Source organism: Bradyrhizobium sp. CB1717 (genome assembly GCF_029714325.1).
Classification (GTDB): Bacteria; Pseudomonadota; Alphaproteobacteria; order Rhizobiales; family Xanthobacteraceae; genus Bradyrhizobium.
In genome coordinates, this window is record NZ_CP121666.1 from 6,390,173 (window position 1) to 6,405,996 (window position 15,824).

2 protein-coding genes are annotated in these 15,824 nt (G+C 63.3%); both read right to left on the reverse strand.

Features of this window, described 5'->3' with window-relative positions:
* Positions 1-42: 42 nt before the first annotated feature.
* Positions 43-318, reverse strand: a complete 276-nt coding sequence (locus tag QA649_RS30025; RefSeq protein WP_283020358.1) for a hypothetical protein — start codon at positions 316-318, stop codon at positions 43-45.
* A 30-nt stretch (positions 319-348) separates the two neighbouring features.
* Positions 349-15,522 carry an Ig-like domain-containing protein gene (locus QA649_RS30030; protein ID WP_283020359.1) on the reverse strand — a complete coding sequence of 5,058 codons (15,174 nt, stop codon included), beginning with the start codon at positions 15,520-15,522 and terminating at the stop codon, positions 349-351.
* Between the last annotated feature and the right edge of the window lie 302 nt (positions 15,523-15,824).

The following is a 15,824-nucleotide window of genomic DNA, read 5'->3' on the forward strand; positions in this document are numbered from 1 at the left end:
ACTCTTCATCAAATATCTTCCAGACAGGGTCACCCGGTCAACCTACACGCTACGCTTCTCCGCGAGGCTGCTGCAAAGCCGGCGATCGTCCTCCGACATGCCGGCCGGCGTCTCCCCATATTTGAAATAAGCCAGGATATGCGCGAGACGGGCAGCGTGCTCGACGGCGCCTCGCCTCTTCGCGCGCTGCCAGGCAGTGCGCTGGTGTCCACTCATTGCGAGCTTTGTGGCCGTCTGCACCTCCATCGACAACACCGAGATCAGCATGCTGCGATCGACATCGACCAGCGAATTCAACAAGGCCTCTACGTCACGCATTCCGTTCAGTCCACCTCCTGCTAGCGCCGACTACACATGGAAGATGAAGTCGCCTGCCTTGAGGTTCGACGCCACGATGTTCTTGAGCAGAATGGAATCGTTGGCATCGAGCGTCACCACCGTATCGTTGGGGCTGTCTGCCGCCGAAGCCCAGGACACGTTCGTGAACTGACGAACGTCGAGCCTGTCGATTCCCGTCGTGAAATCGGTGATCGTATGCTGGACGGGCGTCGAAGCCGGAGGCGCCCCGAACACGAACTGGTCCCGCCCTCCGCCCCCGGTGAGCACGTCCTGACCGCTCGCAGCGAAGATGACGTCGTTGCCGGAGGTGCCCTGCACGGCCGTCCCCGTGCCGTTCTGGAAGATGAAATTCACGACTTGAGTGGCGCCGGCAATGTCCGACAGCGTCAACGCGACCTTCTCGTACGCGGGCGGCGTACCGCCGGGAGTGTAAGTCACGACCGGCGCAGTCGGAACGCTCGGATCGCTGTCGGTCACCTGAATCCCGCTCACGGTGTACGTGCCACTGTTGAAGTTGACGCTCAGCTGGCTGGTATCGATGACAGGCCCCTGATGATTCCAGCTGATCTTCGCGCCCCCCTGCCCGTCGGAAGCGATGAGGAAACCGGCCGGATCGTAACTGCCGGCGACGGCGAACGAGCCGACGCCGAAATCGACGTGCAGACCACCCGAACTGGACACGCTCACGTTCGCAGGAGCGATCCCGACGAGATCGATCGCGTCTCCAAATGCAAAGCCGGTAACCGTGCCGGTGAAATCAGCGGCATCGGCAAGCACCAAGGTCCCGGGCGTGCTCTTGCCGGTGTCGAAGGTAACGTTGGCGTCCGACGCCGCGCTGAACACAAGGGAAGCATTATAGATGACCGCCGAGCCGCCGCCGGTCACCGCGGTGCCGATGGTCAGGCTGCCGGATTCCACCGCGATCGTTCCGGTATTGGTGAAGCCTGCCAGGCCCAGAATCGACGACGTGCCGGTGCTTTCAATCGTACCGGCGTTCGAGAGCGTGCTGGTGCCGGTGAACGCGCTGGCGCCGCTGAACTGCCAGTCCGCCCCCGCCTCGTTCGTGAACGTCGCATTGTAGCCGAGGACGATGCCCTCAACGACGCCGGCATTGTCTATGGTGACCAGGCCCGTGCCGGTCGTGGTGACGTCGAGCCCCGCCGTGCCACCAATCACGGAGCCGTCGATCGTGACGCTCACATCGCCGCCATCGAAGCCGAACGCCGCAACGCCGTACCGGCCCGCGAACACGCGGGAATCCGACTCGACCGTAACCGCAATGTCGCCGACGCCGTAATTCACCGCGCGGATGCCGTCGGTTCCGGTCGGGGCGACGATCGTTGCGTGATCGTGAACCACGACATTTCCGTGGACCGCATCGTTCGCCGTGTTCTGATTGTTGGGATTATAGCCGGCCAGAATGCCTGCGGCGGGGTCGGCGGCGACGGTGCCCGTCGGGGTCGTTCCGGAGTGGATCGTGCCGGACGCATTGACGAAGACCTCGGACGTCGAGGCCACGACCACGGTGGAATTGAGCGGATCTGCCGTGGTCGCCTTGTTGACCGCAGCAATGCCGGAGCTACCGGACGTGATCGAGGTGGTGGCCGAGGTCGTCACATGAATGCTGCCCGGCCCGAAACTCTGCGCGAGAATGCCGACTCCCGTTCCGTTCGGCGGGCTAGCACCGCCCAAGGCGATGATGGTTCCGCCAAAATTGTTCACATCGACATCGCCGACGCCATAATTATAGGCCCTGATGCCATCGCCCGCATCGGCGGTGATATCGCCGAAGTTGTTGACGTCAACCTCGCCATAGACGTTGTAGTTCGCGGGGTTCGGTGGATTGTTCAGACTTGGGTCCGTCGTCTGGCCGATATAGCCTGCGAGGATACCACCCGGCTGGCTGTTGAATCCCGTGGTGCCGATGCCGGAGTGTATGAAGGCTGCGTTCGTCACGATCACCGAACTGTTGAACGACGGCGCAATGCTCGTGGCCTCGTTGACTGCATTGATGCCGGCGCCGCCTTGGTGGGAGTCGATCGTATCTCCCGTCGACGTGACCACCGATATGCTGCCGGCGTTGGTGCTCAGGGCGAGGATACCGTAAGCCTTGTTGAACGTTGCGGAGCCGGCGGTGATGGTCGTGTTGGCATTGACGGTGATGGCAATGTCACGGGACAGCGCGCCCGCCGTCACCGGATCGGTGAACCCGCCATCGGCGTGGGCATAGATGCCATTCGAGCCCGCCGTGACGTCGGCGCCCGAGGCGTCGTTGATCGTTATGTTGCCGTAGCCGTAATTGTAGCCCTGGAGGCCGAAGCCGGCGGCGGAGACGTCCGCTGCGTTGTTGATGAAGACGTTGCCGCTGACATACTGGTTCGCATGCCCCCCTCCGCCAAAGAAGCCGGCGGCGATGCCGGACGGCGTACCGCCGCTGTTGGTCTGCAGGCTACCAGATGTAATCGTGCCGGCCGCCGTCACCGCAACCACCGCAGGCTTCCCGGCGGCGACATTGGCCGCGAAGAGACTAATCAAATCCGGCGTGCTCGCCGTCGGATTTGCGTCATTGACTGCGTTAATTCCGCTGCTGCCGGAATTGATCGAGGAGGGGGATGTCGATGACGAGCTTACGACGACAACGATGTTGCCCGAGCCGCGATTGGTGGCGCTGATGCCGTAGGGAGCATTTCCGCCAAAAGTCGACGTTGCGGGCGTCTGCGCCTGAATCGAAACACCCAAGCCGACGCTGACTGCGATGTTGCCGACGCCGTAGTCGTACGCAAGGATGCCGGGCCCCGCCGCGGCGAGCAGGGTCGGATTGGAGTTGCCGAAGGGATTGCCGTCACTCGCGACATTGACGATCACGTCGCCGTAGACCGCAGAACTGAACGCGCCGTTACCGCCGGGATTGTAGCCCGCCTGGATCGCAGACTGTGCGCTGCCGCCGTTGTTGACGTTCGTTCCGGAGGAGATGAACCCCTGGCTGTAGACCGAGACGGTGCTGCCGCTGCCCGAAGCAATCGCGGTTGCCTGGTTGCCCGCATTGATGCCCGTGCTGCCCGAGGTAATCGTGGTGCCCCAGCCGGCATTCACCAGCGAGCTTCCCGTACCGTAGGTGAAGGCAAAGATACCGTACTGGGTAAGACCGCTGCCGACGCCCGTCGCGCCTCCATTGACCGCCGTGATCGCATACTGGCCGGGCGCAAACGTGACTGACGTATTTCCCGAACCGTAATTGTCGGCAAAAATACCTGCTCCGGCCTGCGCCGTGATGCTGGCGCGATTCTCGATCGTGACGTCGCCTGTGATCACCGCGTTCGGCACCGTCGTGTTGTTATTGAGAATCCGCGCGCGAAGACCGGCCGCGCCGCTGCCCGCAATATTTGCAGTGTTCGTGCCACTCGTAATGCTGGACGAGTTGTAGATGATGATATTGCCGCCCGGCCCGGGGGTGGTTTCCTGCAGCGCGGCGGCGCGGATGCCGTTAAAGCCGGCATTGATCGTGCCGCCCGACGTCGTGATGGTGACGCCGCCCGTGCCGTTGGACACGCCCAGGATTCCGTACGAGTTCGTTCCAGTCAGCGCAGCGCCCACGCTGACAATATTGATATTGCCGTTGACCGTATTGGCGGCAATGGCGTTGGCGACACCGCTCACATTCGCAAAATTGACGATATCGGCGGAGCCGCTGCCCGTGTTGCCGCCTTGCGTGGTATCCACGACGAGGCCAGTGTTCGGGCCGGTGCTGGCAGTAGGGCCGGATATATTCGCGGCATTGATGATCGCGCCGCTGGCGCCCTGTGTCGCGACCCGGAGACCGGGAAAGGCACCGTTGATCACAATGTCGGAACTTGCGTTGGCCACGATCGTGTACGTATTCGCAACAACTCCGTCGGTCGTCGACAGGTTGAACCCAGGCCCAGTGCTGCTGTTGATGTGGTCGTTGTCGAGAATGTAGAAGCTTACGGGTGTCAGCGGCGATTGCGACGTGGTGACGCCGGAGATGATCGTCGCGCTGGTCGGCACCAGCACGATACGGTTCGACGACAGAACATCGAAGGTATTTCCGGACAGCCCGGTTCCGGACACCTGGAACGCATAGTTTTGCACGCCGCTCACGGTCAGCGTAGAGCCGCTGACGTTCGCAGCGGTGATGCCGCCACTCCCCAGGGTGATGATGGAGCCAACATTGCCGCTGCCGCTGGCGCTGAAGTTGAGCGGCAGATTCGTACCAACCGAGGCCGGGTTATCGAACGTCAGAAGTCCCCTGCCGCCAAAATTGATGGTTTGTGTAGCCGCAACAGACAGTCCGAGCTCGAGGGCCGAGCGGTCGCCCAGGAGGATCGAGCCGACGCCAGTCACGTTGGCGAAGATCTGCGCCGAACTGCCGGGCAAAACAGATACGTTGCCCGTGTTCGACAGCGCAATCGCGCCTGCCCCGGACAAGGCGGCAAGACCGAGCATATTGATGATGCCGGCATTGCTGATCGCGTTCGCGCCGCTGCCGAAGAAGTTCGAGCCATTAATATTCCAGGTTGCCCCGAGCGCGTTGTTGACGCTGCCGCTGCCAGTCCCGCTAAAGCTGATATTGCCGGTGATCGAGCCATTGTTGGTGACCGACCCATTGCCGGCGAAGACCGAGACGGCGAAGTTGTTGGTCGTGCGGGCAAACAGATTGGAGGCGATGAACTTGCCCGCGGCGTTGGAAACCGTTGCAGTCAGAGTGCTGTTGCCGTTGCCGATCGCGACGACGGGCATGAACGGCACACCAGGCGCATTGATCGTTCCGGAATTTGAGATCGAGATCAACCCGTTGACCGAAGCACTGGTCCCGTTGCCGACCGAGATGCCGATGCCCGCCGCGCTGATGGCGCCCTGGTTGTTGATCGTGATGCTGCCACCCGCGGCCGAGAATGCATTAACGCCGCTGCCCTGCGCTGCAGTTATCGACGACGTCGGCCGCAGCGTTGCGCTGATACTGCCATTGCCGTTGTTGTAGAGATTGATGCCGGGCCCCGAAGCCGCGGTGACGGCCGCCGCATTGTCCACAACGACGTTGCCGTGAATGTTGGCCGGCGAGACAACCGAGTAGCCAGCCGAGATGCCGGCAGGCGTGCCGCCGCCCGAGAAGAAATTGAAGCCCGAGTTGATTGTTCCCGTCGACGTGGTGACCGATATCTGATTTCCGGAGGCGACGCTGACGGCCGCCGAATTGGCGTTGATACCAGAGCCGCCGGAGATGAACTGGTCATTGGCGCCGGTCGTGATCGTGATATTGCCGCCGCTCGAGTTGTTGGCATTGAGTGCGGCAAGGCCCATGAGCGAGCTCGCGGTCACCGCGGCAGCCGTCGGCGTCGAATTGGCTTCGACACTGATCGAGACATTGGAGGGCGACGCGGTGCCGTTGACGGACGAGCCGGCGGCGATGCCGAATTGCGCGCCGCTCACCGACTTGTCGGCCCTGTTTATGATCGTGATGTTGCCGTAGCCGAAATTGAAGCCAGTGATGCCAGAACCGGCTCTCGCCGAAATATTGGCTGCGTTATCGACAAGGACCGAGCCGTTGATGTTCGTGTTTGAAGTACCGTTGCTGCCATAATATCCAGCTGCAATGCCCGCGGGCTGGGCGCCTCCGGCCGACAGATGCACACCCGAGTTGATCGTGCCGGCGGCCGTGACGGTGACGGTCGAGCCCAGGCTCTGCAAAATAGACGTGCCCTGATTGATCGCGAGGATACCGTGCGACCCCGAGGTGATGCTGGAGCTCGCAGTCGTCGTGACCGAAACGTTGCCGGTGCTGCTGCTCGAGCCGGCGATGCCGTAGACATCTTTGGCAATGATGGTCCCGGAATTGCTGATGCCAACGTTGCCGGGCCCAAAATTGTAGCCGCGGATGCCGTCACCACCCGCCGCATTGATGGTGGCGGAGTTGCTGATGACAACGTTGCCGAACACGCTGGAATTGACGGTATTGGTTGTGCCGCCCTTGTAGCCGGCGAGGATGCCGGCTGGACGGCCGCCCTGTCCGGTCAGGGCTGTGCCTGAGTTGATCGCGCCGCTCGCATTGACCGAAATCGAGCTTGCGATCACGCCGCCGACCTTGGGCAGAGAGACCGCTTCGTTGTACGCGTTGATGCCGACGCCGCCTGACGTGATGACCGTGCCGGCGCCCGCATTGATCTGGATATTGCCGGTCCCCTTGGATTGCGCCTCGATACCGTAGAGCGTCGAACCTATGATCTGCGCGGTCGCCTCGAGCGGATTCGGTGCCGTGGTTACACTGATATTGCCGTTGCCGTTGGTCTGGACACGGATGCCGTCGTGACCGCCCGTGATATTTCCGCTTTGGCTGACGGTGATATCGCCATTGTTCGCCGAATTGAGGTTGACGGCGACGATCCCGCTGAACGCGGCGCCCGTTCCTGTCACACTGCCTGATCCATTGATCAGGATGCTGCCCGTGCCTGTCGCGTTCTGTTGAGCAAGAATGCCCCTGCCCGCCAGGCCGGTCACCGTCCCCGACGTCGTGACCGTGATCGAGCCGGCGGCATTCTGAATCACGGAGATAGCGCTTCCGGCGCCGGTGATCTGGCCGGTGGGATTGACGGTCAGGTTCGCGGGATTGCCCGCGCTTGCACCGGTCGCATAGAGATCGATCGCATCGCCGGCGCTGGTGGTAATGTTGGCGCTTCCGCCGATCGCAACCGGCCCGCCGGCGATCGAAATGGCATTGATCGTTGCAGTGACGGCCGCACCAATCTGCAAACTCCCGCCAGTTCCGGTGAACTCGACGACACCGCCTGCCGGGCTCATCGCGACGCTGGCGCCGCCGCTGGCGACCAGTATCGGTATCGTCGCCGTCGCGCCGACGTTACCCGCCGAATCGACCACGCGCGTGAAGTAAGTGAAATTCGCACTTCGGACCGTACTGTCGGTGAAGGTCCACCGGACCAAGCCGTTCCGGACAACGTCTGTCCACGTCGCGTTATCCGTACTGATCTGGACTTTATCGCCAAAGGCAAGCGTGCCGTTCGTCCCCGTTACGATGATCGAGGTGCTGGTCGAAGACGCGCTTCCGGCGACAGACAAAATCGCAACAGATTCCGTCGGCGAACCGGTGTCGACGACGTAGCTGGCATTGTCCGCCACCGCGGCCGCGGTCAGCACCGCGGCATTGCCGGCAGCATCCGTGATCGTGCCGCCGTTCAGGCTCAGCGCGTTGGCGTTGATGCTGATGCCGTTGGCATCATTTTGGCCAGCCTGGATCGTGTAGGTGAACACCAGCTGGCTGCTGCCACTGCCGGAGGCATAATTGGCCTGCACCGGCGTGCCGCCGATGTTCAATGCCAGCTGCGGCGTCCCCGTCACCGTGACGTTCTCACTGAACGACACCGTCACGCTGACCACGTCGCCGGCATTGAGCGTGCCGTTCTGCGCCCCCGTCGCGCTGGTGATCGCCTCACCGCTCACCACCGGCGCCGCGGTATCGACCTTGTAGCTGGCATTATCGGCCGCCGCGGCCGCCGTCAGCACCGCAGCGTTGCCGGCGGCATCCGTGATCGTGCCGCCGTTCAGGCCCAGCGCATTGGCGTCGAGGCTGATGCCGTTGGCATCGTTCTGTCCGGCCTGGATCGTGTAGGTGAACACCAGCTGGCTGCTGCCGCTGCCCGAGGCGTAGCTCGCCTGCACCGGCGTGCCGCCGATGTTCAATGCCAGTTGCGGCGTCCCCGTCACCGTGACGCTCTCGCTGAACGTCACGGTCACGCTGACCACGTCGCCGGCGTTGAGCGTGCCGTTCTGCGCCCCCGTCGCGCTGGTGATCGCCTCGCTGCTCACCGTTGGCGCGGCGGTATCGACCTTGTAGCTGGCATTATCCGCCACCGCGGCCGCCGTCAGCACCGCCGCATTGCCGGCGGCATCGGTGATCGTGCCGCCGTTCAGGCTCAGCGCATTGGCGTTGATGCTGATGCCGTTGGCATCATTTTGGCCGGCCTGGATCGTGTAGGTGAACACCAGCTGGCTGCCGCCGCTGCCCGAGGCGTAGCTGGCCTGGACCGGCGTGCCCCCGATGTTCAATGCCAGTTGCGGCGTGCCCGTCACCGTGACGCTCTCGCTGAACGTCACGGTCACGCTGACCACGTCGCCGGCATTGAGCGTGCTGTTCTGCGACCCTGTCGCGCTGGTGATCGCCTCACTGCTCACCGTCGGTGCGGCGGTATCGACCTTGTAGCTCGCATTGTCCGCCACCGCGGCCGCGGTCAGCACCGCCGCGTTGCCGGCAGCATCCGCGATCGTGCCACCGTTCAGGCTCAGCGCATTGGCGTCGAGGCTGATCCCGTTGGCGTCGTTTTGGCCGGCCTGGATCGTGTAGGTGAACACCAGCTGGCTGCTGCCGCTGCCGGAGGCGTAGCTGGCTTGCACCGGCGTCCCGCCGATGTTCAGGGCCAGTTGCGGCGTCCCCGTCACCGTGACGCTCTCGCTGAACGACACGGTGACGCTGACCACGTCGCCGGCATTGAGCGTGCTGTTCTGCGATCCCGTCGCGCTGGTGATCGCCTCGCTGCTCACCGTTGGCGCGGCGGTATCGACCTTGTAGCTGGCATCATCCGCCACCGCGGCCGCCGTCAGCACCGCCACGTTGCCGGCGGCATCGGTGATCGTACCGCCGTTCAGGCCCAGCGCATTGGCGTCGATGCTGATGCCGTTGGCATCGTTCTGTCCTGCCTGGATCGTGTAGGTGAACACGAGCTGGCTGCTGCCGCTGCCCGAGGCGTAGCTCGCCTGCACCGGCGTCCCGCCGATGTTCAGGGCCAGTTGCGGCGTCCCCGTCGCCGTGACGCTCTCGCTGAACGACACCGTCACGCTGACCACGTCGCCGGCATTGAGCGTGCTGTTCTGCGACCCTGTCGCGCTGGTGATCGCCTCGCCGCTCACCGTCGGCGCGGCGGTATCAACCTTGTAGCTGGCATTGTCGGCCACCGCAGCCGCGGTCAGCACCGCCGCATTGCCGGCGGCATCCGTGATCGTGCCGCCGTTCAGACCCAGCGCATTGGCGTTGATGCTGATGCCGTTGGCATCGTTCTGCCCGGCCTGGATCGTGTAGGTGAACACCAGCTGGGTGCTGCCGCTGCCGGAGGCATAATTGGCCTGTACCGGCGTCCCGCCGATGTTCAGTGCCAGTTGCGGCGTCCCGGTGACCGTGACGTTCTCACTGAACGTCACGGTCACGCTGACCACGTCGCCGGCATTGAGCGTGCTGTTTTGCGCGCCCGCCGCGCTGGTGATCGCCTCGCTGCTCACCGTCGGGGTCGCCGTATCGACCTTGTAGCTCGCATTGTCGGCCACTGCGGCCGCCGTCAGCACCGCCGCGTTGCCAGCGGCATCCTTGATCGTGCCACCATTCAGGCTCAGCGCATTGGCGTCGAGGCTGATGCCGTTGGCATCGTTCTGGCTGGCCTGGATTGTGTAGGTGAACACGAGCTGCGTGCTGCCGCTACCGGAGGCATAATTGGCCTGCACCGGGGTCCCGCCGATGTTCAAGGCCAGTTGCGGCGTCCCCGTCACCGTGACGCTCTCGTTGAACGACACCGTCACGCTGACCACGTCGCCGGCATTGAGCGTGCTGTTCTGCGCCCCCGTCGCGCTGGTGATCGTCTCGCTGCTCACCGTCGGCGCGGCCGTATCGAGCGTGATGATCAGTGCGGCGGTGGTCGAGGTGTTGCCGAAACTGTCGCTGAGTCTGGCCGAGATCGACCTGGCGCCGTCAGGGCCGAGATCACCGTCGGTGACGGTCAAGCTCACGCTCTGCGCGCTGATGTCGGCTGCACTGATCGTATGCGTGACGGGATGGGCGAACGGCGAGCCATTGAGCAACAGCTGGATCGTATCTCCCGCCGCGACGTTGGCACCGAGCACGACCGTGAAAGTCGGCGCGGTCACGTTCGTCGTGTTGTCACTGCTCGAACTGCCGGAATCGGAAGCTGCCGCCAGGTCCGGCGTGCCGCCGGTCGGGGCATTGGTATTCAAGGTAAAGACCACCGTGTTGCTGACGCCATGGTTGCCGGCGGCATCAGTCGCTTGCGCGGTCAAGCTATTGGCGTCGCTGTGCAGCGTAACGTCTGTGCTCCAAGTGCCGTTGGCCTGGATGGTTGCGACGCCAACGACCGAGGCGCCGTCGTCCAGCACGGTCACAATCAGACCCGCGTCAGTGGGATCAGCCGTGCCGGTGATCGTCTGCACGGATTGGTTGGTGTTGCCGCCGGTACTGGTGATTGCCAGCACGGGCGCGCTCGTGTCGAGCGTGATGGTCAAGGCGCTGGTGGTCGAGCTGTTGCCCGCCAGATCGGTAAAGCGGGCGGAGATCGGCTTGGACCCGTCAGGTCCAAGGTCACCGGCGTTCACCGTGAAACTGACGCTTTGCGCCGCGATATCGCCGGAGGTGACGGTTCGCAGCAGAGGATGGGAGAACGAGGACCCATTTAGCAGCAGCTGGACCGTGTCGCCCACCGCAACACCCGCACCAAGCGCGACCGTCAGCGTCGGAGCCAGGACGTTGGTGTTGTTGTCGTTGCTGGACGAACCGGAGTCCGAACTCGCAATCAGATCTGGCGCGCCGCCGAAGGGAACGGTCTGATCCAGCGTGTAGCTGTGGCCGTTGCCCGCAGCGATATTGCCGGCCAAGTCGATGGTGCGGACCGACAGCAAACTGCCTGCCCCGGAAAGGAGCACGCCCGATGCGGACCACGCGCCCCCTGCTGCATTTGCCGTGACCCAGTTCGTGCCGTCGACGCTGAGCTGAATTGACTCGCCGGGATCCAGCGTGCCCGTGTACGCCCCGGTCACGGTCTGTGACGCTACATTGGTGACGAAATCGCTCGACGAGCTGCCGCTGTCGGACCCCAGTGCGATCACCGTCGCAACCGCTGACGGCGCGCTGGTGTCCAGCGTGTAGGCATGCCCGGTGCCGGCAAGGCTGTTGCCAGCCAGATCAATCGTCCGAACCGACAGCGTGCTCCCGGCGGCCGACAGCGTTACTCCGGATGCTGCCCAGGTGCCGTTCGACGCATTGGCGATCGCAGTTACCCAGGTTGCGCCGCCGTCGGCGCTGACCTGGATGGACTCGCCGGCGCCGAGGGTGCCGGAATAGGTGCCGCTGACCGTCTGCGAGCCGACATTGGTGACGAAATCACTTGCGGAGCTTCCGCTGTCCGAACCCAGTGCCGTCACCGTCGCAATTGTGGACGGCGCGACGGTATCGAAGGTGTAACTGTGGCCCGTTCCGGCCGCGACATTGCCCGCAAGGTCGATCGTGCGAACTGACAGCGTGTTCCCGGCCGCCGACAGCGTCACGCCGGATTCCGACCAGGTGCCGTTGGCCGCATTGGCCGTTGCGGTGACCCAGCTCACACCGCCATCCGCGCTGACCTGAATCGTTTCGCCGAAAGCCAGGACACCCGTATAGGTGCCGCTCACGGTTTGCGACGGAATGTTGGTGACGAAATCGGTCGAGGAGCTGCCAGTGTCAGAACTCAGCAGCGTCACCGTCGCAACCGCCGTCGGCGCCAAGGTATCCAGAGTGTAGCTGTGTCCCGTCCCCGCCGTGACGTTCCCGGCGAGGTCGATGGTGCGAACCGACAGCAAGTTGGTACCAGGCGACAGCGATACGCCCGACGCGGACCAGGCGCCGCCCGATGCGGACGCCGTCACCCAGGTAGCGCCATTGTTGGCGCTGACCTGGATCGTCTCGCCCGGACCCAAGGCACCGGTATAGGTGCCGCTGACCGTTTGCGAGGCCACGTTGGTATTGAAGTCGGTCGGCGAGCTGCCGCTGTCGGCACTCAATGCCCCCACGGTTGCAGCAGGCGCCGGCGGCGTCGAATCCAGCGTCAGGACGACCGTACTGCTCTGGCCCAAATTGCCGGCCACGTCCGTGTCCCGGGCGACGAAGCTATTGCCGCCCTCGGAAAGCTGTACGATCACGCTCCAGCTGCCGTCCGCCTGGACAACGGCACCGGCTATGGCTTGCGCGTTGTCGAACACGATCACGGTGGTTCCGACATCGGCCAAGCCGACCGCTCCGGAGATTCTCTGGGTGGCCTGGTTGGTCAGCGCGTCCGAATTGTCGATCGTGACCACGGGCGGCGCCGTGTCGATTGTGACGGCCTGCGCGGCGGAGCCGATGGTGTTGCCGACGGAATCGACGACGCGCACCTGGTACGAGAAGCTCGCATTGTGGACACCAGGATCGGTCAGGCTCCACGTCGTTCCTGTCGCCTGAACGACGTCGCTCCATGTGAGACCATTGTCGCTGCTGACCTGAATCTTCTCGCCGGGCGAGAGCGCTCCATTGCTGCCGGAGACCGACAATTGGGTGCTGTTGGTGATGAAATCGCCGGAGGCCCCGCTATCAGGACTGATCGCCGTAATGGCCAGCGGCAGCGTGATGTTGAGACTTGCGGTCGAAGCCGCAGACTTGATCGTATCGGAGACCGTGTAGCCGAAGACAACGCGGCCGCTGAATCCCGGATCCGGCGTGTACGTCCACGTCTGATCGCTGTTCTGGACCAGACCGCCGCCTCCACTCTGGATCGTCAGCGACGTGATGGACAGGGAGGGACCATCGATGTCGGCGACGCCTTTGAGCAAGACCGTCGGCGTGATGACGTAGGGGCTGTCCTGCAGCCCCTGCGCGAGCGTGACGGGCGCCGCCACGGGAGCTGCATCGGCCGTCTGGATGGCAGGCTGTACGCCGTCATGCACCGTTACGAAGACGGGGACGGTTATGAAGCCATTGTCAGCGGAGAGCCTGATGATGAATTCCTGCGTGGCTGTCTCGCCGAAAGACAGCCCCGCGAAGTCGCTCTTCGGCTCGGCGAAACTCCAGTTGATATGCCCGTTAGCGTCAAAGCTGGCGCTGAAATACGGGGTCGCGCCGCCAAACTGGTCCGTCACGCTGACCGTGACGCCGGTGTAGTCACCCGTGACTGCAATCGATCCCTTGGCGGTCAGGACGTCGGACGACTTCGCCGTCTCCAGAATGATCGCGCTAAGTCCCGAGGTCGGATCGGCAAAGAAGATGTTGCTGCTGTTGCCGAAGGCGACGTACTGGCCGCCGGCGCTGATCGCGGCACCGCCATTGGACGCTGTATCCACCCCGTCTGAAACCAGCCGATAGGCGGGGGCCGCCGGGTTCGTGACGTCGACGATGTAGATATCGGCGAACCCGTTCTGATCGGCCGAGGTCAGCCTCGCCTCGCTCGTGAAGACGATGAAGTGGCCGTCCGGGCTCAGCACCGGACTATAGCTGCCGCCTGAGGCGTTGGACGTGTGAAATACGACGGCCCCGGCATTCAGATCATAGAGATAGATCTCGGAATGGCCGGCGGCGTCAGTCTCCTGATAGGCGATCATGCGGCCATCTGCGCTGATGGTCGGCGCAACCGTCCCGGCCCCGGCGGAGGTGCTGGCAATCACGGCCAGTTCGCCCGTCGACAAATCGAAGGCAAGAAGCCTGCCCCCGCCTCCCGGAGCAGCCACATCCGAATTCCAGAAGGCAATCAGGTGGCCGTCGGCGCTGATGGCCGGCTTCCAGAGTGCCCCCGAGCTCCCCACCGCCCCCGGCGTCACCGTTCCTTTGAGCGTGCCGTCAAGACTGTAGATTGAAACGTTGCCGCCGTCCTGTTGCACGACGATCGTGCCGCCGTCGCCACTGACGGCGGGCGCGCTTCCCGGCGCCAGCTCGGTCTGAACATGATAGTGCGCCGGATCGGAAGGATCGGTGCCATAGACGAAGACGAAGCTGCCGCCACCATCGGAGCCCTGATAGACGATATAGCGGCCGTCAAAGCTGATTGTCGGCGAACCGTAGCTCCAGCCGTTCGCGGGAGAGGCGATGGTCGTGGTCGCGCCCGTCTCGTGGTTGAAAAAGTAGATTGCGCCGTCGGGATCGTAGACGACGTCGCCATTGGCGCTCATGACCGGGCCGATATGATCTCCCGCCCCGGAGGTGATTGCCGCGACGTTCGGCGGCGTGACGACGAATGGAACGGCCGACAGCTTGACCGGGACAATGATCGCCTCCCCCACAACGATGTTGCTCGGAGGCGGGCTTGTGCCGGAGTCGGAAGCCGGGTTGACCGTGACGACAACGGTCGGGGTTACTGCGCTCGAGGGCGGAGTGGCGCTTGTCCCGGGCAGGGGATGATATTCCGTGCCGGGCGGCTGTAGCGGCGGGCTTCCGGCGAATTTCGTCGTGCTGTTCGGATTCGGGTTGTTGTTGTTCTGGTCCCTGTTCTCCGTGTGCTGGGGAAGATTTGGAAACAGCTGTTTGCCGGAATCATATGTGCTCAGCACCTGCTGGAATGCACCGAATTCCTGCGCGACCTGATCTGTCGTCTTGTTGCTCTGCTGAGCAATCACGTCGAAAGTCGCCGTCGGCGTCAGCGTCAGCGTCGATCCGTTGCTCGTGACGGTACCTATCAAGACACCGGCCGTATTGAAAACCTGGACGGCATGCACCAGACCGTCACGCTGGTCGATGACGGAAACCGACACCTTTCCGTCGGTCGCCGAGACGTCGAGGATCACAGCCGTGCCGCGAATTCCGATCGTGGCGCTGGGTGTTGCCACCCGCATATCACCGGTCTTCGCAACCTGGCCCGCCACAAAGCTGGCGGCGCCCTGAACCAGGGTCATCAGCGAGCTGTTGGATGTGCTGCTGGCATCATAGGTCAGTTCGTTCAGCATGAACCGCGCACTGGCGGACAGATTGAACGTCGTGCCGTCGTCGAGCACGAGACCAAGGGTCGAGTCGCTACCCGTCTGCACCACGTCGTTCTGGTAGATCGCATCACCGACGTTGGTGACGATCGTCACGCCATTGCGGACGATGCTCGCGCTGCCGGTCATCTTGACGACATGGCCCACAACCTTGCCGCTGGCCGCGGGCGCGCCGGCCTGCGCATATTGCGTGTGTCCGGTCAGAGCATCGATGACGCCGGGATCGAGGTGCGCGCCTTCCGGGGAAACGAGCAACGGGCGCCCGTGATCGCGGAAATAGTTCGGCACGACGACGCGATGGAGCTGATCCGAGAGGATCAGGTCGACGCCGCTGCGCGCGAAATCGCCGGAGAAGAGAAGGTGCGCGTCCGGGATCACAACTGCAGCGGACGGTATCTCCGCCAACGCGTCGTGCCCGAATTGAAGGGATTGGTGCCCCGCGCCGTTCGGCAAAAATCTGTCGGTGTGGTTCAAGACGCCACCGTAAATCGTTAAAAATTAATTAAACCGTTTTTAAGTACCATTACGAAGTTCCAGAGAAAAGTGGCGACGAACCGCCTGCCTGAGTTTTCTGCACCGTAATTAATTCGGGCCGCGGGCGGAGTAAAAACCGCGACGCAAATCCGCATCAGCCATTGAAAATATTATTGAATTCCAATCCATGCCGTGAGTTTTGCCGTTTATCCGAACACAGCCTCCGGCTCGCG